The organism is Acidiphilium sp. AL (genome assembly GCF_025499445.1).
GTDB classification, from domain to species: domain Bacteria; phylum Pseudomonadota; class Alphaproteobacteria; order Acetobacterales; family Acetobacteraceae; genus Acidiphilium; species Acidiphilium iwatense.
In genome coordinates this window covers 1-17,113 of the sequence record NZ_JAIMBZ010000019.1, presented here as the reverse complement: position 1 = coordinate 17,113, position 17,113 = coordinate 1, and the positions used below count along the sequence as shown (strand labels likewise).

Below are 17,113 nucleotides of genomic sequence, written 5' to 3'. Positions count from 1 at the left end.
CGGTCAAGCGGAAATTTCGACCTTCTGATGGGTCCAGGGTATCAGTTCGCTGACCCGATTGATCGGGTGGTTACTGGCGATTTTGGGCAACGTGTCGGTGAGATAGGTTTGCGGACCGATGTTGTTCAGTTTGTCGGTCTGAAGGATGGTGACAGGAGAGTGGCGGCGCGCTGACCGCCTTCGTCGAAGTCAAGGATGCGCGCGCGGCGTCTTGGCATCCTTGTCTTCGGCCAATTCCGCCAGAGCCCGCCAGAACGACCGACGATGCGCCAAATGTGAGTAATCTCGTCAGCGCTCGAGCAGCATCAGATCTGCGAGATCCTGCTCTCGTTGCTTGGCACGGCGATCATAGCTTGCCTGATTTTTGACGCACAGCAGGCTGTAGGGCCGGCCTCGCTTATCGGTCGTTGCATCGACATTGCAACGCGCCTGTTTGATCGTTCCTTGGAGGTGAGCGCGATCGGCTTCCGCAGCCTTGAAGATCCACGTTCTGCTTTCCGTGTTGTCGAGAAAGCGCGCGAGTTCGGCACAGCGGGCACAGCGGCAAGAAAGCTTGCTCGCGCGACGCCAGTCGGGCGGCGGTGCGAGTGGCTCCGCGGTTCGCGCGCGCAGGTGGGCGAGACAGGCCGCGCGCAGTCGCTCGATCGCCTGGCTTGGCGACATAGTCAGGGTAGTCAGCCGCCGAAGTGCTGGGATCAGAATGGAATCCGGGTCATAGTGCTGCGGTCTGGCCAGTATATGATCTGCGGCGCGCCCTGCCAAAGTCGCGTCGATTGCGCCGAGCCCGTTCAGAAGATCGACGACGATGCCGGGCCGCATCCTGGCCTGGTTCTGCCAGGGCTCGGGCGTGACGCCGTGTGCCGGATCACCCGGCAACTTGGCGATCATCAGGCTGGCAGCATCCACCAGGCGCAACCCGGGATGTTGCTGGCGAAGAGTCGTGGCGCGGGCAAGCAGGTCGGCGCAGGCCGCGAACGCCGTCGCGGCGGTCCCGGCGATAATCTGCTCGAGCAGGGCGCTCTGCCGCTTAGGAGGAAGGCAGGCGAGTCCGCCGACAATGGCCTCATTATCGCCCTTCTCGTGATGACCAGTCGCGACAATGTCCCTGAGGGCTCTCTCGATCATCGCTGTGTCACGCAACCGGGTCAGCAAGGCAAGCAGCCGCGCGGCCGCACTTGGCCCTTCACTTTCGCGCGGATACCAATTTTGCTGCGGCCATTGCGCCAGCATATGCCCGGTCAGCTCATGTGCCGCGCACCAGAGTGGCGTTTCCTGCTCCGCTCCGACCGCTTCCCAGCGGCCAACCAGGTCATCGAGATAGGGAAGCGTCACCGCAAGACCCGCCTGGCTCAGCACCGCGAATATCCGCGCGCTTGGCCACAGCACCAGAGCCGCCCGGCGATAGGTGCGCTCGAACGAGGCGCCTTCATTACCGGTCGCCTCGTGGAAATGCTCCTCGTCAGGAGCCAGATCCTCGCCCGCGTCAGGCGGTGCAAACTCATCCCCCTCCACGGGAATCGGGCCGAGCACCACGGCATCGCCATCGGGGCGCCGCCAGTCCGATAGGATCACGCTCCGGTCGACGACCTCTCCCGCCTCGAAGGCTTCGGCGTCATCCACCCAGCGCCCGCGCCACGACCCGTCGTAGCGCTCCGAATATTCGGCGATTCCGCTTTCCTCGATCGTCAGCAGCGCCAGATGCAGATCGCACTGCGCCTCCCGCGCGGCGGCAGAAAGCACACCCGCCCGCGCCGCATCGGCACCCTTCAGCGCGGCAAAGCCGAGTTCGGCCGGCGTATAGGCGTGCTCGAGGAGATAGACCAGCTTCTCCGGCGAATCCTCATCGGCCGCCTGTTTCGCCGCGCGCCACCCCTGTAACAGCACCGTCAGGCGCGCCTGTTCGGATTCATAGCTGGGGGCTCTGGGTGGACGGCCCTTGCCCCACCGCAGCAAATTATAGACCAGCGTCAGGCGATATCCTTGGGTGATCGGCAGAACCTCATGGACGCAATCAGCATAGAAGGCGGTGAACGCCGCTTCGGCCGGGTCTTCACTGTGAAGATCGAGCTGGATCTCCCGCCTCTTGTGCCGGACGATCAGCGTGCCGCCGGCGAACCGCGAGGGCAGCACGACGAGAAGTGTCGCGAACATGCCCGGTGCTTTCTCGGTGTCACGGTGGCCGACGAAGAAGCTGCCCTCGTCATAGATCAGCAACTTGTAGAATTCGGCATCGACCGGCTCGCTCACCCCGAGCCCCTCGGCCGCCCGCGCCACGATCGTCGCGAGTGTCTCCGCCCAACGCCGCCCGCCGATGCGCACCCGATCGGGGCCGATCTGCCAGGTGCGCCGGACATTCTGATCGACGATCGTGGCCTTGCCCCTTCCATAGGGGGCGGGCTCGGCGCATGCGATGAGTTGCCCGGCCTGCACCGGCAGCAACGGTAAAGCCACCTGGCCCGCACCATCGACCTCCAGCGACGGTACGCCCAGAACTTCCATGCCAGACGTCCAGAAATCACCCGGCCGGCGCACCGTGCCGAGGAGCGAGTCAAGTTCAGACGCGATCGATACCGACATACGGGTCATGCAGAACCTACCCGGGATATGGAGAAGAAGTCGTGGACGCTCTAATCGCCTCAATCATGGATGTCGATCTGCCCCGATGCAAGCCGGCGAAGGATGGTAACGACGCGAGGAGAGATCGCTTGCGGTCAGCGTCCCGCGCACAACGTCGTGCAGTTTGTCGCGCGTCTGCGCAAGGCGATCTGCAACATGAAACAACCAACCAGCAGTATCCTTCGACGGCGGCCGGTGTCGATCGGCGTTCCAGCCGAGCGCCAGGTTGAGAACAAGGCCAGTTCACCATCGACGACATGACGACGGATCAGCAGCCCTCATGAGTTTCAATGGACCGAACCCCACCGCCAGTACGTAGCCCTTGCCAGTGCGGCAGGTTTCTTCTGATATCGCCGCCGCCATAGACGCTGTCGACGGCAACCATCGCCGCAGGAGGAGATCCTTCTCCGAAGAAGTCGGTCGGAGATCGACCGGAGGGGCGACGGGCACGTCCGCTGTAATCGCAATCACGCGCGATCGCTTGATCATCTGAGCGGCCAACTGCGGTTTGCTCGCAAAGCTGGCCCCGGTGCCGCGTGCCATGTCCAAGCATATCAGATCGTTGGCCCAGCTTTTCAGAAGATACAGCGCGCGGTCGATGAGCCGGGTCTGGAAGAGGATCGTGTACGCCATAGTCGTTGATCCAAATCAAGGACACAAATCGTGGCCGGTTGTAACCGGAGCGTCCGGAAACGCCCGAAACAGAAGTGCCCCAAGGGGGCTGGCGTTTGATCCAGAGAGGCGAAACCCATGTCTACGGTGACAAAGCAGAACGATTTCAAGTTGAAGACCACGAACGTGGTTACCGAGCTGGAAGCGGCGATCGCCGCGGCCCTGCACCATAACTCGAACCGGATGGTTAAGCTGTTCAAGCGTTGGCGCAGGATGGTAGTCGCGCGGCGCGCTCAGCGAGACGCTTATTTTGAGCTCTCCAAGATGAGTGATCACGAGTTCGACGATCTCGGCGTCTCGCGCACAAATATCAGTAACATAGCCACAACTCGTTGCGACCGTCGGCGCCCGTTCTAACGCCGACTTGATCGACTGCGCCCTGGCCTGGATCACCGCTGAATTCGGCCGCGCGACGCGTGCTGGGGCACGTACCCTACCCACAATCGGACAAAACCGGGCTTCGGTGGGCCGGCGACGGCTTGGTCAGGGTAATTTGAAAGGCACAGATTGTATTGACGCTATCAATACATCGCTCTATCTCCTCATTCTAGACAAGGAGACTGGCGATGGTTCAGGCAGCACATACCGAGGCACGAAGCGGAAAGCCCCCAGCCCGCAAGGAGGATGTGATCCAGATCAGAACATCGGTCGAGACCAAGGCGATCCTCAACCGGGCAGCGGCACTGCGCGGGCAGAAACTATCGGAATTCATGCTCGACAGCGCACGACGCCAGGCGGAGGATGCAATACTCGATCAACGTGTATTCTTCCTCGCACCCGCTGCGCATGAAGCTTTCCTGGCCATGCTCGATGCGCCCGCCAAGCCAACGAAGGCGCTGCAGACGCTGCTGAAACGAAAGCCTGCCTGGGAACGCTGATGGCCGGGAAGGGGGCGGGCGAAGGGAAAGGTTTACGACAGAGACCCCAGGTTCTTGCCCCTGAGCGTTTGGACACAAGCCACGACACCTCGTCCTTTCGGAATGGCAAGCATCCCTCACTCGATGACTGGCTCCGCAATCGTGCGCTGGCCAGCGAAGGGTTGTCGGCACGAACTTATGTCGTCTGCACCGCGAGCGAACCGACCCGGGTGGTGGGGTATTATGCGATTACGACGGCGATGGAGCAGCGGCTGGCGCTCCCGAATGCAAAGCTGCGACGCGGCATGCCCGAGCAGATTCCCTTGCTGCTCATTGGCCGTCTGGCGCTCGATCAGGCCTATCGCGGGATCGGATTGGGAACCGATTTGCTATCCGACGCTCTCAGGCGCTGTCTCGCTGCTTCGGAAATCGCCGGAGTCCGGGCCATCGTGGCCCACGCCATCGATGATGACGTAGTGGGGTTCTATCGGCGCCATGGCTTCCTGCTCTCGCCGCTTGGCGACAGGGTTATGCTGATGCCGATCGAAACCGCGCGGGTGCTGCTCGCGGAGGGCTGAACCGCGAACACCGCTCACGCGACAAATGCGATGGCAGTTCCTGTGCGCGGCGCGAAGGCGGGCTGTTCTTCGGCTTGTGCGAGACATTTGGTGCGGGGGGCTTCCTGACAGTGCGTGGCAGGGTTTGTTCGCCACAGGAAGCCGCCGCGTACGGGACCGGTCCCTCGTTCATTACGGTTGCAGTGCATTCGGATCATGAATTCGATCGTCGGCACCAATGAAAACGTAGCGCGCTATCAGAAATGCCTGTTGCGGTAGGTCCCAATCCCGAGTTCCAGGCTCTGGGCGATGCGCCGCGCCGCCGCGACGAAACGTGGCGCTTCCTCGGGGCAGATGCCGTGCGTCGTCTCGGCGAACAGGTCGAGCCAGCGAGCGAAATGGTCCGGCTCGACCGGCAGTGTCATGTGTTTCTGCATCGGGGTGCCATGATAGCGGCCGGTTTTCAGCATCACCGCCGACCAGAACGCGCACATCCGGCCGAGATGGGTACCCCAGTCATGGATGCGCGCCTCGAAGATCGGCCCGAGCAGCGCATCCTGCCGAATTCTGGCATAAAACGCATGCACGACGCGCTCGATCATCGCTTCGTCGATCGTCTCGATAGTCTGGCCATGGACGGCGCCTGAAGCAGGCGTGGTTATGACAACGGCGCTCATGCGAGGGCCTTCCAATATCGGCATTAAAAATACCTGAATAAACATCTATTCCAGTAAATGCAATACCGGTTTATGATGTCGCCATGCGATTGACCCAGTTCACCGATTTCGGGCTGCGCGCCCTCATCCTTCTGGCCGATCACGAGGGCGAAGTGCAGAGCGCCGCGGCGATCGCGGAGGCGCTCGATGTTTCGGTGCATCACATGGCGAAGGTGCTGCAGGCCATGGGCGCCGCCGGATTCGTGCGCAGCCAGCGTGGCAAGCAGGGTGGGGTCGCGCTGGCACGCCCGGCCGCATCGATTCGAATCGGCGCGGTGGTGCGCGCGCTGGAGGCGGATCAGCCTTTGGTCGAATGCTGCCGCGCCGATGGCGGCGCCTGCGTCCTGACCCCTGCTTGCAGGCTCCGATCCATCCTGGTCGCCGCCGAGCAGGCATTTCTCGCCTATCTGGACAAGTTCACCCTGGTGGATTGCCGGATCCCCGATCTCGCCCGGCTGATTGGATCGGCCCACGCCGCATAGGGGTTTGCTGCATCTGAACAAGAGCCCGTGCCGACAAATCGGTATTGACAATGCTTATTTGTTGGATAAATTGGTATCCGTGATACTCATTAACCTCGAATGGAGGAGATCATGAGCCAATTCGCCGATACCAACGCGATCGCCAACCAGACAGTCGGTCGGATCGCTGCGACCCTGCCGGGTGCTGCCGCCATTTTCCAGGACCATGGCGTCGATTTCTGCTGCGGTGGCGATCGGACCCTGGCGGATGCTGCGGCGAAACGCGCCCTCGATCTCGATGCGCTGATCGGCGAACTCGCCGCAGCCAATCCGGTGGAAGACGTATCATGGGATGCGGCGCCGACCGCGGAACTGATCGAGCACATCAGAACGCGCTACCACAGTGTGCATCTGCGCGAACTGCCCTGGCTGATCCGCCTCGCGCATAAGGTCGAGGCAGCCCACAAGGAGAATGGCCGTGTGCCTGCGGGCGTTGCCGACCTGCTGTCCCGCCTGCTCGCCGGGATCAACGTCCATCAGCGGCGCGAGGAAGTCGGGCTGTTCCCGATGATGCAGGCCGGAGGCGGACCGATGATCGAAGCGGCGATCGCCACCATGCGCGCTGAGCACGACGATCATGGCGCGGTGCTGGCCGAGATCGACCGGCTTACCCAGAACCACACGGCGCCCGACGATGCTTGCGCGACCTGGCGGGCACTCTGTGTCGGCCTGTCCAAGTTTCATGACGATCTCATGATGCATGTGCATATCGAAAATAATATCCTGTTTCCACGCTTTGCCGGCAATCCCGCTACCCACGCCGCGTGATGATGGGCCGGGTTCATACCAGAAGGTAAGCGAGCATGGCGAACTCATCCAATGGTGCCCTGAACGAAGATCTGCTGCGCGAGGCGACACAACGGTTGCAAATGCTCGCGGCGCGCCAGCGCGACGAGTCGCTCACCGAGCTTGCGGAGGTGGTGGTGCATGAGGTGTTCCGTCTGTGCCTCACCGAGGTTCCCGATGCTGTGGAGGGCCACCGAACCACCACCCATGCGGCGCTTGTCGATGAAGTCGTGGCGCGAGTACGGCGCGCGACGCGTGCGGACCAAGACCAACGCCTCGACGAAGCGAGCGACGAATCCTTTCCCGCGAGCGATCCGCCCGCCTGGATCTATGCCCATTGATCATCGGCCCGTGCGGCACGATGGAGACATGTGATGACCTATGTGGTCACCGAAAACTGTATCAAGTGCAAGTACATGGATTGCGTGGAAGTCTGTCCGGTGGACTGCTTCTATGTCGGCGACAATATGCTGGTGATCCACCCCGACGAGTGCATTGATTGCGGCGTGTGCGAGCCGGAATGTCCGGCCGAGGCGATCGTGCCGGATCAGGATGCGAAGGCTGCCGCATGGCTGGAAAAGAACCGCGATTTCGCGTCGCTCTGGCCGAACATCACCCGCAAGGGCACGCCGCCCGACGATGCCGACGCGTGGAAGGACAAGCCGGGCAAGGCTGATCTGTTCTCACCCGAGCCCGGCGAACCGTGACCATCGCGGCGCTGCTGCCGGCCTACCGCTATCTGCTCGCGCTGCACGTGATCTCGGTCATCGTCTGGATGGCCGGGATGATCGTGTTGCCGGCGATCTATGCGCGCCATGCGGCGACACCACCGGAGACCGCGCGCGCGGCCGGCTTTGCCGAACTCGAACGCGCACTGGTCAAGCGCCTGGTCAATCCGGCGATGTATGCCGCCTGGGGGTTCGGCATCCTGCTGATCCTCACGCCCGGCGCGATCTCCTGGTCGGCCGGCTGGTGGTGGATCAAATTCATCGCCGTCCTGGCATTGTCCGGCTATCATGGTACGCTGTCGGCCTGGCGTCGCCGCTTGCGCGACTCGACCAACCGGCACGGTCCCCGCTTCTACGACATCGCGACGGCGATTCCGGTCGGCTTCGTCGTCCTGATCGTCGCGATGGTGGTGATCAAGCCGTGAAGGCCGATCGAACCTCAGCTTTTGCCGCGCAACCGATGTTCGAGCATATCGCGCAGCACGACAGCATTGTTGTGTTCGGTATCGTGGGCCGCGAACAGCAGCGTCACCGTGCCGGCGCGGCACAGTTCCGCGAGTCGCTCCACAGGTTCCGGATTTTCCGCGAGTTCCCGCCGATAGGAGCGGCAAAACGCCTCCCAGTGCGCGGGATCATGGCCGAATGCGCGCCGGAGTTCATCGCTCGGCGCGATTTCCCTCAGCCAGAGGTCGATTTTTGCCCGCGCTTTGGCGAGGCCGCGCGGCCAAAGCCGATCGACCAGCACCCGCGTGCCATCCGATTCCGCCGGCGGATCGTAGGCGCGGCGGAGCCTCAGCCGCGCGGTCACGGCGCAGGGTGCGCGTGATCGAGCGCGTTCAGCATGATCGTCGAATGGGCAAAGGCGCCGCCCGCGCGCATCTCCGCGGCGACCCATGCCGCCTCCATCAATTCCTCCGGCGTCGCCCCCGCGCGCTGCGCCGCCTTGGTATGACCCTCGATGCAGTAAGGGCACTGCGTCACATGAGCGACGGCAACCGCGATGATCTGTTTCATCTTCGCCGACAGCGCGCCATCGGTAAAAGCAGCCCGGCTGAACGCATCGAACGCGGCGTGGACTTCCGGGGCGAGATCCCGCCGCCGCTTGCGAGTCGCGGGCGTGGACGGTGGATAAAGCGACTCAGTCATGAATATCTCCTCGACACGGTCACCGACAGACGGCGGCTTGCATTGATCCAGATCAATGAGGCCCGCTGCTGCCGCCGATACTACCGCATAACCACACAACGAGCAGGGTTTTCTCGCTCACAACCGCCGGATGGATATCTGCCATGACGGAAACACAAAACCCGGCTCCGGCGCCCCCAGCGCCATCAGGCGATGATTTCAAACCGCGCGGCGCGATATTGATCGTGGCGCTGGTTGGCGTGACGACACTGATCGTCTGGTTCAGTCTGTTTGCGCTCACGGTCCTGCGGTATGCGCCATGAACGGCCGCGACGCGAATTTGAAAAAGTATGAACGCCGCTGGTTCGTTATCGCCATGGCCGCGCTCGGAGTGCTGCTCGGTCTGTCGATCTGGTGGATGATGAGCGCTCCCGGCCGGTTTCCGACCACGCCACTCACCGATCCGGTGCGCAAAATTCTGCGCAGTCCGATGTTCCGGCACCCCGGAGTGACGAAGCTGGGGCCGCACCACTACCGCGTCGCGGTGGTCGCGCATCAGTTCCAGTTCGAGCCCTCGAAGATCGTCGTTCCGGTGAATGCGCGGATCGATTTCTACGTTACCAGCGCGGACGTGATCCACGGCTTCGAAATCCCCGGAACCGACGTCAATATCGAGGTGATACCCGGCTATGTCGCCCATGTGTTCGCCACTTACCACAAACCGCACGACTATCTCGTCGTCTGCGACCAGTATTGCGGCATCGGCCACCAGAACATGATCGGCGCGTTCGACGTGGTTGCCAAAATGCCGCTACCCTCCGTTCAGGTAGTGCCGAGCGGTCCTGCGACCCCAGCCATGCTGGCGCAGGCGGGACAGGCGCTCTACGCATCCCGTTGTGCCGCCTGCCACCAAGCGAATGGCCAGGGACTTCCTGGCGCGTTCCCACCACTCGCCAAGTCTGTCCCCGAATACGAAAGCGATCCGCGGCACCGCACCCTGCTCGCCGATGTGCTGCTGTACGGACTCAAGGGCAAGGTCAAGGCTGAGGGCAAATCCTATAACGGCGTGATGCCCGCCTGGGGCGACCAACTCAGTAATACGCAGATCGCCGCGATCCTCGACTATATCGGCACGGCCTGGGGCAACAAGGAAGCCGAGCCGGCGGGCTACAAGCCCTACGATGCCGCAGCGGTCGCGTCCGCGCGCAAGCAGACAATGACCTCGGCCGCAGTCGGGCAGCTTCGCGCAAAGTTGTTCGCGGGCCACACCCAAAAACATTGACCGGAGAACCCGCATGTCGGCGACAATCGTGACCATGCCGCTTGATCGCGCCGGATTGCGCCGCCTGAAGGCGCCCGCGCTCACCCTGATCCTGACCGCCTTCGCGGCAATGGTGGTCGGCTCGATTTTCGGCCCGGCGCAGGCGCTGAATTACGCCAACATCAATATCTATGGTCATCTCCCGGTCGCCTCCTATTATCAGGGGCTGACCATCCACGGCGTCCTCAACGGTCTGGTGTTTACCACCTTCTTCAATACCGGCGTCCTCTTCTACTTCCCGGCACGCGAGTTGAACATGCGAGTCAATACCGGGTGGATCTGGCTCGCGATCGTGGTAATGCTGTTCGGCCTCGCTTTGTCGCTCACCGCCACGCTGAGCAACCATGCGACGGTTCTCTACACCTTCTATCCGCCGTTGCAGGCCGTCTGGTCGTTCTATGTCGGCCTCGCCCTGGTGGTGGTCGGCAGCCTGATGGTCGCCGCCGAGACGATCCGCCAGCGTCTCGCCTGGAAGCGCGCAAATCCCGGCCGGATCACGCCACTGGTATCCTATATGAGCGTCGTCACCTGGATACTCTGGGGATTGACCACCATCGGCATCGTCGCGGAACTGGTGTTCTGGCTGATCCCCTGGTCGCTCGGCATGCTGAAGGGCGTGGACCCGCTGCTGGCCCTGACCCTGTTCTGGTTCACCGGTCACGCGATCGTCTATTTCTGGGTGCTGCCTGCCTATATTTCCTGGTATGCGCTGTTGCCGCGCGAGGCGGGCGGGCGGCTGGTTTCGGACACGCTCGGGCGGATCAGCTTCCTGCTGTTCCTGTTGTTCTCCGTCGAGGTCGGATTGCACCACGAGGCGGTGGCGCCGGGAATCGCGATGGGCTGGAAAATGGAGCAGATGGTGTTCACATTCTTCATCGTGGCACCAAGTCTGCTCACCGCCTTCACCGTCGCCGCCTCGTTGGAGACTGCGGGCCACGCGCGCGGCGGACGCGGCTGGATCGGCTGGCTTACCGCTCTGCCCTGGGATGATCCGAGTGTCGCCGGGCAGGTGCTCGCGATGCTCACCTTCATCCTGGGCGGGGCCACGGGGATTCTGCTCGCCAGTATGCCGAACGACGCGCTGGTGCATAACACAGCGTTCATTCCGGGGCATTTTCACGTCACAGTCGGCACCGCGACCGCACTGACCTTCATTGCGATGAGCTATTGGCTGATCCCGCATCTGACCGGCAAGCGACTCTATGGCCGGAAGATCGCGCTGGTCAGCGTCTGGCTCTGGGCGATCGGCATGATGGGGATCGGCGTCGGGCTGATGTGGCAGGGGTTGTACGGCACGCCGCGCCGCGACTGGATCAGCGGCATCGCGCACGATCCCTATGTCCATGTCGTGCCGATGGCAATCACCGGCATTGCCGGCGTTATTCTGCTCGCGGCCCTGATCTGTTTTCTCATTGTCACTCTCGGAACGCTTTTTTCGGCGGCCGCGTCACCCTCGGAAGTGCCGGAAATCCCCTTCGCCAACGCGCCGATCGACGAGACCTCCCGCTGGGTGCGGCTGACCGACCGCCTCGGCCCCTGGACGCTCGTCGCCTTCGTTCTGATCGCCGCCGTCTATGGCCCCTTGCTCGGCATCCTGATCGCCCACCAGATCCCGGTCGGCGCCAACACCGCCTATTGAGGTCAAGGCTCCGTTGGATTGACTGCCGGCGGAAACCGGCGCCACGGTCATTGATCAGGATCAATGAACGCTCCCTCGTTTCGTCCCATCGTGATCCTACGACATCACAGAGGGCATCATGATACCGATACGCCAGAATGGCCGAAAACTAAGGTATGCCGCGGGCTTTGCGGCGTGTCTCACCGTCCTGTTACCGCACGCCGCCCACGCGATTCCGGCGTTCGCCGCGCAGACCGGCGAGCCGTGTTCGGCCTGCCATATCGGCTTTCCGCAGCTCACCCCCTATGGCCGCGATTTCAAGCTGGAGGGCTATATCGCGGGCGGAATGTTCCCGACCTGGAAGAATGTCGCGTTGATGTCGCAGATCGGCCTCACCCAATTGCACGACAAGGTGCCGGGTGGGTTGGCTCCCGGCTTCAAGTCGAACGACGCCTGGGCAGCACAGCAGACCAGCCTGTTCTATGGTGGCGCGCTCGATGCGAAACTCGGCCTTGGCGCGTTCATCCAGGTGACCTATGACGGTGTCGCCCGGCAATGGCACTGGGACAATACCGATATCCGCCTCGCACGACCCGGCACGCTGTTCGGCACGCCGTTGTTCTACGGCTTCACGGTCAACAACGCACCAGGCGTGACCGATTTGTGGAACACGCCGCCGAGCTGGGGTTATCCCTATATTCCGTCGGAACTTGCCAACGGCCCGACAGCGGAGCAGCAGATTCCGGCTCTGGCGCAGGGTGTGTATGGATTCGGCGCCTATAGCGCGCTCAACCTGACGCCGGAAGATATGATCTATGCCGAGGCCGATCTGTATAAATCGCTGCCGAACCGGCTGAGCTATGCCCTCGGCGTCGGGCCCGCGACCCAGATCAAGGGGGTGATCCCCTATCTCCGGTTCGCCTTCCAGCACACTTGGGGCAACAGCTCGTTCGAGGTCGGCTCCTATGCGCTGTTCGATCGGCCCTACCCGCAGGGTATGATCGATGGACCCACCGACCGAATTCTCGATGTCGCGGCGGATTCGCAGTTTCAGTACATCACCGCGAAACAGGCATTCTCGGTGCAGGCGAACGTCATCCATGAGTCGCAGGACTGGCGGGCGAGTTATCCGCTCGGCCTCGCGGGTAATCCGTCCGACACGCTGAACACGATTACGCTCACCGTCTCCGAGCTTTTGTTCCAGAAATACGGCATCACCGAGTCGTTCAACACGATCTACGGCAATGAAGATCCGGTGCTCTACGCCGCATCCCCGATCGGCGGCAGCGCCAACGGCAAGCCGAACACCAATAGCTGGACCACCGAACTCGACTACTACCCGTTCAACAATGGCGGGCCGGCCTGGCTGCCCTGGCTGAACGCCAAGTTCTTCGTCGAGAACACGATGTATCCGACATTCAATGGACTCGCACGCAACTATGACGGGGCGGGGCGCAGCGCGGGGGCCAACGACACGCTGTTCGCTGGCATCTGGCTGGCGTTCTGAAGCGATTTGCGCCATTCTAGAGGCACATTCAACAGGAGGCTATCGATGTCGAAACGTATCGTAATCCCCATCCTGGCCGCCGCCGCGACGGTGTGTTTCACTGCGGTTGCGCTGGCCGGCGCCATGCCCGCCGGCAATGCGGCCAAGGGCAAGACAATTTTCAGCGCGCAATGCGCCGCTTGCCACAGCGTCGCCGCCGGCCAGAACGGCATCGGCCCGAGCCTTTACGGCGTCTATGGTAAACCGGCCGCGAGCGTGAAGGGTTTCCAGTTCTCGCCCGCGCTGAAATCCGCCCACATCGTCTGGACTGCGGCCGCACTGAATAAATTCCTGACCAACCCGCAAGCCGACGTACCGGGCACCAAGATGCCCTATATGGGCATGCCCAACGCACAGAAACGCGCGGATGTGATCGCTTATCTGGCGACCTTGAGTGATAAAAAATAACCGAGGCGCTGGCGGCGGCCGACACTCGTGACCATTTCGATAGGGAGAATAGCGTGATTGTTTGTCCCAAGCGCGTGGAATGCCGCCGCCCGATCATGGGCGCTGGTCGCGGGCGTGTCGCACCGCTCGGCACCTCGGCGGCGAGCCCATCAGCTTCGCAACAGCCGGACCAGAGAGGCGTAACCGCGACATTGGACTCTCTACCGCAGCCCTGGTTCCGCGCGGCCTTGCCCGACGTGGCCGTCGCTCAGAGCGAGCCGTCGCAACCACCGCTAGGCAACAACCCGTGCAGTTTTCGTTGTGTCTTGAGATCTTGGCACTTACCCGAATCCCACCGAGCGCAACAAACGCCGCTACTACCGATAGAGAACGGGGCGTTTGTATCAACCCGGAAGTACCCGATTTACATAAGATTCGTCACGGTTAGCGGCACCGAGTTCGGGCGGGCCACCGACGTGGAGGGCAGGAAGGCATGCCTGAAATCGGCTCGTTAGCAGAAGTTCGAAGCGCTGCGGAAATCTGCAACGCCTGCCGGTTTTGTGATAGCTATTGTGCAGTATTTCCGGCGATGGAACTACAGCGCGCATTTTCTGATGGCGATCTCCGTTACCTTGCTTATCTTTGTCATAATTGCCGGGGCTGCTACTACGCTTGTCAAGCGGCTCCGGAGCCAATCGACGTCAATTTACCCCGGAGTTTCGCGGAGTTGAGAGACGAGAGCCACGCACACTACGTTTGGCCCGCCCTATTTGCATCCTTGTTTCGCCGTAACGGCTTGGTCGTATCTGGTACTTGCTTGATCAGCATCACGCTGGTGTTTTTAGTCACCTTATTGCCGGCTACCCCAGGGTCGCTTACTCATGCCCTGAGTGGTCCAGGCGCCTTCTATCAGGTTATCCCCTGGAGGACGATGATGAGCGTCGCCAGTGTGAGTCTACTATTCTCTGTTTTTGCACTGGCTGTAAGCGGTATCAAATTTTGGCGAGAATCGGGGAGGAAGGATAAGCGGCTCCGACCGACTGCTATTCTGCACGCACTGCGTGATATCATAACACTTCAAAACCTCGGAGGAGGTGGTCGGATCTGTAGCGATCACGATAAAAGCTTCTCGATGCTGCGGCGGCGATTCCACCATGCCATGGCCTATGGTTTCTTGCTCTGTTTCTTGGCGACCTGTACCGCGACCGTTTACGCGCATTTCTTCGACCAACCAGCACCCTACCCACTATTCAGCCTACCAGCTCTGTTTGGCACGATTGGTGGTACCGGGCTCATTATCGGCACATCGGGTCTTATCTGGGTGAAAATAATCAGTGATCCTGCCCCTGCTGTGGCACGGCTGATGAACACCGACTTTGCCTTGCTCGGGTTGCTCTGGCTAGCTGCGATGACCGGCCTCCTGTTGCTTGCTATGCGCGCGACACCCGCCATGGGCGTCCTGCTTGCGCTCCATCTAGGCACTATCCTCGCGCTATTCCTGCTGCTTCCCTACAGCAAATTTGTCCATGGCTTATACCGTGGTCTTGCCTTGCTTCGCGCCGCCGCCGACCGCTCACAACTCGATCCAAAGAATAGCTCTCCGTAGTTTCAACGTCACCGTTACGTGGACGGGGTTCTCGGGGTGACGAGAATGATTTTAGGAGATTGCAGGAAATCACCCAACCCGAATAAACGACTCTCCACTCATGTCACTTTCCCATGCGCCGAGCGCTCTCCGGCAAATCGTTCGAGTGAAAAAGCTGCGATCCTTGGATCGAGGCGATTGTCCAGAATCGTCGCCGCCATCGCATCGACGCTCACCGGCGTGAGCAGGATGCCGTTGCGATGATGTCCCGCCGCCACGAACAGGCCGGGTAGGCCAGCCGGACCGAGAATCGGCGCGTCGTCCCGCGCGCCGGGGCGAAATCCGACCCAGGTCTCGATCACTGGCAATTCCTCGATTCCCGGCAGCGCGCGCCAAGCGCCATCGAGCAGTGTATAGAGGCCGCCGGCGGTGATCGTGGCATCGAACCCACGCTCTTCGACGGTCCCCCCCACGATCAGGCGACCATCCGCGCGCGGCACAAGATAGGCGCGCGGCGCCCAGACCACGTGGCGGACCAGGGGATTCGCCTTATCCATCTGGACCGCCAGCATCTGCCCTTTCACTGGCCGAATCGGCAGGCGCGGGATCGGCAGATCAATTCCGGCCGACCATGCACCGGCTGCCACCACCACCGTATCAGCCGCATGCGTGCCATCCGCGGTGATGACTCCGGTGGCGCGGCCCTGCGCGGCGTCGACCCCAGTGATCGGGCAGTGTTCGTGCAGCATGCCGCCGGCCTGGAGGAATGCCCGTTTCAGCGCGATTGCTACCAGCCGGTTGTCGACCTGGATATCGCCGGGCGAAAAGATGGCGCCTGCCAGATTGGGCGAAAGATACGGCTCCCGCTCCCGCGCTTCTGCAGGGGTAAGCCATTCCAGGGCCACGTTCTGTGTACGCTGGAACGCCATATCGTGCCGCAGCTTCGCCGCATCGTCGCGGTTAAGGGCGATAATCAGCGTGCCCTCACGGCGCAGCCCAATCTTCATGCCGGAAGCGGCTTCAAGTTCTGCCGCAAAATCCGGCCACAGGGCGAGGCTGTCGCGGTTGAGCGCTCCGAGAGCCGCTTCGCCGGGCTCGGTCTCGCAACCGGCGGCGAGCATCCCCGCCGCCGCCCAGCTCGAACCATACCCAGCTTCGTCGCGATCGAAGACATGCACCTCGGCATCGCGCGCGGTCAGGCGCCAGCCGATCGCGAGACCAATCACGCCACTACCGATGATCGCGACCTTCATCGAATCACTCCGCCGCCTGGCCTTCCACGTAGATCCGGCTGCCGCCCCCTCGGAACTCGGTGCTCTTCTGCTCCATCCCGGCCACTCACTCGCCATCCGCCCGGTGCTCGGCGGCCCCATTGGCCACCTGAATCCGGCCGAGATTCTTCCGGTGGCCGACGAAGATCTTTTCGGTGGGGGATACCGGCACAGGTATACTTGTATTGCATGACCGTCGGGCCATCGCCCCGGTCAGCAGCGTGCGGGTTGGCGGGCAGGGTGGCACGAGCTTGTCAGCCGCTGCGGAGCCGTTGTCCTCCGGCTTGACCGCGCGGGCATCCATCGTCTCGAATCCGCGCTGCGCGAACTTCGGCCCACGCAATTGCGGCAGGCCGCCATCGAAATCGAGCATGAAACCGGAATCGGTGAACGGGCCCGACGGGTCGTAGAGCCGGAACGGTGCGTGGCGGGAAGACGGATGCAGATCGACGGCGCGGAACGGTCCGCCGATATCCGGACGATCGGGCGGCGACGAATAGAACTTGCGATAGATCTTGCGTGAGTCGGCAACCGAGCCGGTCGTGACGATGGCGGGCTTGGTCTGCACGGTCATGGCGCGCTCCTCTCAGAGACAATGTTTGGATGGGCCGGTAGGGTCGGACCACCAGGAGCGGCCAGATGTTCTTTGAGGCGCGACATCAGCTCGACTAGGGTGTGTCGTCATTTGACCGGGGGGGATTCCGGCGCGACCGTTTTCCTGATTCATAGCAGATCAGCATTCCGAAAGGCTGATCGATGGGGCGTTATGGGCTGAGGGCTGACCAATGGGAGCGGATTGCGCATCTT

22 protein-coding genes are annotated in these 17,113 nt (G+C 62.1%); 14 read left to right on the top strand and 8 right to left on the bottom strand.

Annotated features, from left to right (window positions below; translation table 11 throughout):
• Window positions 1–3: 3 nt before the first annotated feature.
• The 3 genes from AiwAL_RS20400 to AiwAL_RS12035 all read right to left on the bottom strand — a co-directional run bounded on the left by AiwAL_RS20400 (window position 4) and on the right by AiwAL_RS12035 (window position 3,249).
• Window positions 4–147, bottom strand: coding sequence for a transposase domain-containing protein (locus AiwAL_RS20400; protein WP_407932555.1), 144 nt, complete (start codon window positions 145–147; stop codon window positions 4–6).
• Window positions 148–288: 141 nt separating this feature from the next.
• Window positions 289–2,586 carry a 2OG-Fe(II) oxygenase gene (locus tag AiwAL_RS12040; RefSeq protein ID WP_235704809.1) on the bottom strand — a complete coding sequence of 766 codons (2,298 nt, stop codon included), beginning with the start codon at window positions 2,584–2,586 and terminating at the stop codon, window positions 289–291.
• A gap of 273 nt (window positions 2,587–2,859) precedes the next feature.
• Window positions 2,860–3,249 (bottom strand): hypothetical protein, encoded by a 390-nt coding sequence (locus tag AiwAL_RS12035; protein ID WP_235704811.1) that lies wholly within the window; start codon window positions 3,247–3,249, stop codon window positions 2,860–2,862.
• 117 nt (window positions 3,250–3,366) lie between these two features.
• Here AiwAL_RS12035 and AiwAL_RS12030 point away from each other — a divergent pair, with 117 nt between their 5' ends.
• The 3 genes from AiwAL_RS12030 to AiwAL_RS12020 all read left to right on the top strand — a co-directional run bounded on the left by AiwAL_RS12030 (window position 3,367) and on the right by AiwAL_RS12020 (window position 4,723).
• Entirely contained in the window at window positions 3,367–3,645 is a 279-nt protein-coding gene (locus AiwAL_RS12030) for a DUF1127 domain-containing protein (protein WP_235704812.1), read from the top strand.
• Window positions 3,646–3,854: 209 nt separating this feature from the next.
• On the top strand, window positions 3,855–4,166 hold the full coding sequence (locus AiwAL_RS12025) for a DUF1778 domain-containing protein (RefSeq protein WP_235704813.1): 312 nt from the start codon (window positions 3,855–3,857) through the stop codon (window positions 4,164–4,166).
• A gap of 68 nt (window positions 4,167–4,234) precedes the next feature.
• Window positions 4,235–4,723 (top strand): GNAT family N-acetyltransferase, encoded by a 489-nt coding sequence (locus tag AiwAL_RS12020; protein ID WP_235704814.1) that lies wholly within the window; start codon window positions 4,235–4,237, stop codon window positions 4,721–4,723.
• Window positions 4,724–4,959: 236 nt separating this feature from the next.
• On the opposite strand, the gene AiwAL_RS12015 is transcribed toward AiwAL_RS12020, so the two are convergent.
• Entirely contained in the window at window positions 4,960–5,379 is a 420-nt protein-coding gene (locus AiwAL_RS12015; protein WP_262312757.1) for a group III truncated hemoglobin, read from the bottom strand.
• An 83-nt stretch (window positions 5,380–5,462) separates the two neighbouring features.
• Here AiwAL_RS12015 and AiwAL_RS12010 point away from each other — a divergent pair, with 83 nt between their 5' ends.
• The 5 genes from AiwAL_RS12010 (at window position 5,463) to AiwAL_RS11990 (ending at window position 7,878) form a co-directional block, all read left to right on the top strand.
• Window positions 5,463–5,900 (top strand): Rrf2 family transcriptional regulator, encoded by a 438-nt coding sequence (locus AiwAL_RS12010; protein WP_235704816.1) that lies wholly within the window; start codon window positions 5,463–5,465, stop codon window positions 5,898–5,900.
• Window positions 5,901–6,011: 111 nt separating this feature from the next.
• Window positions 6,012–6,707, top strand: coding sequence for an iron-sulfur cluster repair di-iron protein (ric, locus tag AiwAL_RS12005; protein WP_262312756.1), 696 nt, complete (start codon window positions 6,012–6,014; stop codon window positions 6,705–6,707).
• Window positions 6,708–6,742: 35 nt separating this feature from the next.
• On the top strand, window positions 6,743–7,066 hold the full coding sequence (locus AiwAL_RS12000; protein WP_235704818.1) for a hypothetical protein: 324 nt from the start codon (window positions 6,743–6,745) through the stop codon (window positions 7,064–7,066).
• 33 nt (window positions 7,067–7,099) lie between these two features.
• Window positions 7,100–7,432 (top strand): ferredoxin FdxA, encoded by a 333-nt coding sequence (fdxA, locus tag AiwAL_RS11995; RefSeq protein ID WP_235704819.1) that lies wholly within the window; start codon window positions 7,100–7,102, stop codon window positions 7,430–7,432.
• Complete coding sequence (locus AiwAL_RS11990) at window positions 7,429–7,878, top strand: CopD family protein (protein ID WP_235704820.1); 450 nt, start codon at window positions 7,429–7,431, stop codon at window positions 7,876–7,878. The genes fdxA and AiwAL_RS11990 overlap by 4 nt, the downstream gene beginning before the upstream one ends.
• A gap of 14 nt (window positions 7,879–7,892) precedes the next feature.
• Here AiwAL_RS11990 and AiwAL_RS11985 read toward each other — a convergent pair whose 3' ends face one another.
• Together AiwAL_RS11985 and AiwAL_RS11980 are read right to left on the bottom strand one after the other, a co-directional pair.
• Window positions 7,893–8,261: a DUF488 domain-containing protein gene (locus AiwAL_RS11985; RefSeq protein WP_262312755.1), complete on the bottom strand. Its 369-nt coding sequence runs from the start codon at window positions 8,259–8,261 to the stop codon at window positions 7,893–7,895.
• Window positions 8,258–8,599, bottom strand: a complete 342-nt coding sequence (locus AiwAL_RS11980) for a carboxymuconolactone decarboxylase family protein (protein ID WP_235704822.1) — start codon at window positions 8,597–8,599, stop codon at window positions 8,258–8,260. The genes AiwAL_RS11985 and AiwAL_RS11980 overlap by 4 nt, the downstream gene beginning before the upstream one ends.
• A 143-nt stretch (window positions 8,600–8,742) precedes the next feature.
• Here AiwAL_RS11980 and AiwAL_RS11975 point away from each other — a divergent pair, with 143 nt between their 5' ends.
• The 6 genes from AiwAL_RS11975 to tcuB all read left to right on the top strand — a co-directional run bounded on the left by AiwAL_RS11975 (window position 8,743) and on the right by tcuB (window position 15,056).
• Entirely contained in the window at window positions 8,743–8,901 is a 159-nt protein-coding gene (locus AiwAL_RS11975) for a hypothetical protein (protein ID WP_235704823.1), read from the top strand.
• The gene (locus AiwAL_RS11970; protein ID WP_262312754.1) at window positions 8,898–9,860 is read left to right on the top strand and encodes a c-type cytochrome; all 963 of its coding nucleotides are present in this window, start codon (window positions 8,898–8,900) and stop codon (window positions 9,858–9,860) included. The genes AiwAL_RS11975 and AiwAL_RS11970 overlap by 4 nt, the downstream gene beginning before the upstream one ends.
• A gap of 13 nt (window positions 9,861–9,873) precedes the next feature.
• Window positions 9,874–11,538 carry a cbb3-type cytochrome c oxidase subunit I gene (locus AiwAL_RS11965; RefSeq protein ID WP_235704825.1) on the top strand — a complete coding sequence of 555 codons (1,665 nt, stop codon included), beginning with the start codon at window positions 9,874–9,876 and terminating at the stop codon, window positions 11,536–11,538.
• 118 nt (window positions 11,539–11,656) lie between these two features.
• Window positions 11,657–13,024, top strand: coding sequence for a hypothetical protein (locus tag AiwAL_RS11960; RefSeq protein WP_262312753.1), 1,368 nt, complete (start codon window positions 11,657–11,659; stop codon window positions 13,022–13,024).
• A 45-nt stretch (window positions 13,025–13,069) separates the two neighbouring features.
• The gene (locus tag AiwAL_RS11955) at window positions 13,070–13,471 is read left to right on the top strand and encodes a c-type cytochrome (RefSeq protein ID WP_262312752.1); all 402 of its coding nucleotides are present in this window, start codon (window positions 13,070–13,072) and stop codon (window positions 13,469–13,471) included.
• Window positions 13,472–13,943: 472 nt separating this feature from the next.
• Entirely contained in the window at window positions 13,944–15,056 is a 1,113-nt protein-coding gene (tcuB, locus tag AiwAL_RS11950; protein WP_262312751.1) for a tricarballylate utilization 4Fe-4S protein TcuB, read from the top strand.
• A 98-nt stretch (window positions 15,057–15,154) separates the two neighbouring features.
• Here tcuB and thiO read toward each other — a convergent pair whose 3' ends face one another.
• Together thiO and AiwAL_RS11940 are read right to left on the bottom strand one after the other, a co-directional pair.
• Window positions 15,155–16,288 (bottom strand): glycine oxidase ThiO, encoded by a 1,134-nt coding sequence (thiO, locus tag AiwAL_RS11945; RefSeq protein ID WP_262312750.1) that lies wholly within the window; start codon window positions 16,286–16,288, stop codon window positions 15,155–15,157.
• Window positions 16,289–16,373: 85 nt separating this feature from the next.
• Entirely contained in the window at window positions 16,374–16,880 is a 507-nt protein-coding gene (locus tag AiwAL_RS11940) for a hypothetical protein (RefSeq protein WP_235706243.1), read from the bottom strand.
• Window positions 16,881–17,113 lie beyond the last annotated feature (233 nt).

Coding starts and splice junctions, on each gene's coding strand:
- AiwAL_RS12040 (WP_235704809.1), bottom strand. CDS start 2,586: ATGACCCGTATGTCGGTATCGATCGCGTCTGAACTTGACTCGCTCCTC.
- AiwAL_RS12035 (WP_235704811.1), bottom strand. CDS start 3,249: ATGGCGTACACGATCCTCTTCCAGACCCGGCTCATCGACCGCGCGCTG.
- AiwAL_RS12030 (WP_235704812.1), top strand. CDS start 3,367: ATGTCTACGGTGACAAAGCAGAACGATTTCAAGTTGAAGACCACGAAC.
- AiwAL_RS12025 (WP_235704813.1), top strand. CDS start 3,855: ATGGTTCAGGCAGCACATACCGAGGCACGAAGCGGAAAGCCCCCAGCC.
- AiwAL_RS12015 (WP_262312757.1), bottom strand. CDS start 5,379: ATGAGCGCCGTTGTCATAACCACGCCTGCTTCAGGCGCCGTCCATGGC.
- AiwAL_RS12010 (WP_235704816.1), top strand. CDS start 5,463: ATGCGATTGACCCAGTTCACCGATTTCGGGCTGCGCGCCCTCATCCTT.
- ric (WP_262312756.1), top strand. CDS start 6,012: ATGAGCCAATTCGCCGATACCAACGCGATCGCCAACCAGACAGTCGGT.
- AiwAL_RS12000 (WP_235704818.1), top strand. CDS start 6,743: ATGGCGAACTCATCCAATGGTGCCCTGAACGAAGATCTGCTGCGCGAG.
- fdxA (WP_235704819.1), top strand. CDS start 7,100: ATGACCTATGTGGTCACCGAAAACTGTATCAAGTGCAAGTACATGGAT.
- AiwAL_RS11980 (WP_235704822.1), bottom strand. CDS start 8,599: ATGACTGAGTCGCTTTATCCACCGTCCACGCCCGCGACTCGCAAGCGG.
- AiwAL_RS11975 (WP_235704823.1), top strand. CDS start 8,743: ATGACGGAAACACAAAACCCGGCTCCGGCGCCCCCAGCGCCATCAGGC.
- AiwAL_RS11970 (WP_262312754.1), top strand. CDS start 8,898: ATGAACGGCCGCGACGCGAATTTGAAAAAGTATGAACGCCGCTGGTTC.
- AiwAL_RS11965 (WP_235704825.1), top strand. CDS start 9,874: ATGTCGGCGACAATCGTGACCATGCCGCTTGATCGCGCCGGATTGCGC.
- AiwAL_RS11960 (WP_262312753.1), top strand. CDS start 11,657: ATGATACCGATACGCCAGAATGGCCGAAAACTAAGGTATGCCGCGGGC.
- AiwAL_RS11955 (WP_262312752.1), top strand. CDS start 13,070: ATGTCGAAACGTATCGTAATCCCCATCCTGGCCGCCGCCGCGACGGTG.
- tcuB (WP_262312751.1), top strand. CDS start 13,944: ATGCCTGAAATCGGCTCGTTAGCAGAAGTTCGAAGCGCTGCGGAAATC.
- thiO (WP_262312750.1), bottom strand. CDS start 16,288: ATGAAGGTCGCGATCATCGGTAGTGGCGTGATTGGTCTCGCGATCGGC.
- AiwAL_RS11940 (WP_235706243.1), bottom strand. CDS start 16,880: ATGACCGTGCAGACCAAGCCCGCCATCGTCACGACCGGCTCGGTTGCC.